We start from the raw sequence: 1540 nt of genomic DNA on the forward strand, positions 1-1540 counted from the left end.
CTCCACGGGGACTTGGGGACGTGGGGGCGGTTTGCCGGGCACGGTGGTACGTCCACGGCACCATCACCCCCGGCCCGCCACCAGCGCTCCGGGCCGTCCGGGTGATCAACTCCGCCGCCGCCGGGGAAAACCGCTGGCGTGCCGCGCCCGCCCGCCGCTAGCGTCACGGTCATGCAGCGCGCCCACGTGTCCCGCACGACGACGCCGGAGAGTGTCCCGGCGCGCTGACAGCTGAGCAGATGTCCGAAGCCCCGGGGCGAGCGCCCCGGGGCTTTCGTCGTGCGGCGCTCGCCCTCCGAACCGGAGGAGGACCCCCATGACCACCGCTGCCGACCACCGACGCCTCGGCCGTGAGCTGGGCATCTTCGACACCGACCCGCTGATGGGCGCCGGACTGCCGTACTGGCTGCCCGCCGGGGCCGTCGTCCGGCACACCCTGGAGGAGTACGTCCGGGACGCCGAGCGGGCCGCCGGATACCGGCACGTGTACTCGCCGGTGCTCGGGAAACGGGAGCTGTACGAGATCTCCGGGCACTGGGACCACTACAGCGAGGACATGTTCCCGCCCATGGAGCTGGGCTCGGAGCAGGTCGTGCTGCGGCCCAGCCTCTGCCCCCACCACGCCCTCATCTACCGCTCCCGCTCCCACAGCTACCGCGAACTCCCGCTCCGCATCGCCGAGCTGGGCGGCATGTACCGCTCCGAGCCGTCCGGCGTCCTCGGCGGACTGACCCGCGTCCGGGCCATCCAGCTCAACGACGCCCACATCTTCTGCACCCTCGACCAGGCGGTGGAGGAGGCCGGCGCGGCCCTCGCCCTGATCCGCCGCGCCTACGCCGACCTCGGCATCCGCGCCGCCCGCCACCGGCTCTCCCTGCCCGGCGAGGGCGGCAAGTACGTCGCCGGACCGGAGCTGTGGCGGCGGGCGACCGGGCTGCTCAGGGAGGTGCTGGACGCGTCCGGGGTCGCGTACGAGGCGGTCGAGGGCGAAGCCGCGTTCTACGGCCCGAAGATCGACGTCCAGGTGGTGGACGGCGCCGGCCGCGAGTCCACCCTGTCCACCGTCCAGATCGACTTCCACCAGCCGGAGCGCTTCGACCTGCACTACACCGGCCCCGACGGCGCCCGGCACCGGCCCGTCATGGTGCACCGCAGCATCATCGGCAGCGTGGAACGGGCCGTCGCCCACCTGATGGAGGAGCACGGCGGGGCCTTCCCGGTCTGGCTCGCGCCCGTGCAGCTGGTGGTGCTGCCGGTGTCGAAGGCGCAGGAGGACCGCGCGCGGGAGATCGTGGCAGAGGCCCTGCGCCACGGCCTGCGGGCCGAGCTGAGCGGGCCGGAGGACGGCAGTCTCGGGGCGCGGATCCGCGCGTCGAGGCTCGTGCCGTACCAGGCGGTGATCGGCGAGCGGGAGGCCGGCGGCGCCCTCGCCGCCGTGCGGCTGCGCGACGGGCGGCGGCCCGGCACCCTGCCCGTGGCCGAACTGCTGCGGCGCGTCCGTGAACGGGTCGCCGCGCGCGGTGCCGGGCTGTGGGAAGCG

The 1540-nt window shown here is 74.5% G+C and carries 1 protein-coding gene; it reads left to right on the forward strand.

The annotated features are described in order from the left end of the window. Positions 1-316 precede the first annotated feature (316 nt). Positions 317-1540 (forward strand): threonine--tRNA ligase (thrS, locus tag CCN42_RS40195; protein ID WP_086742039.1); only part of this gene is annotated, 1224 nt, incomplete at its 3' end.

It is taken from the genome of Streptomyces glaucescens (assembly GCF_002154375.1).
In the GTDB taxonomy this organism is placed as follows: domain Bacteria; phylum Actinomycetota; class Actinomycetes; order Streptomycetales; family Streptomycetaceae; genus Streptomyces; species Streptomyces glaucescens.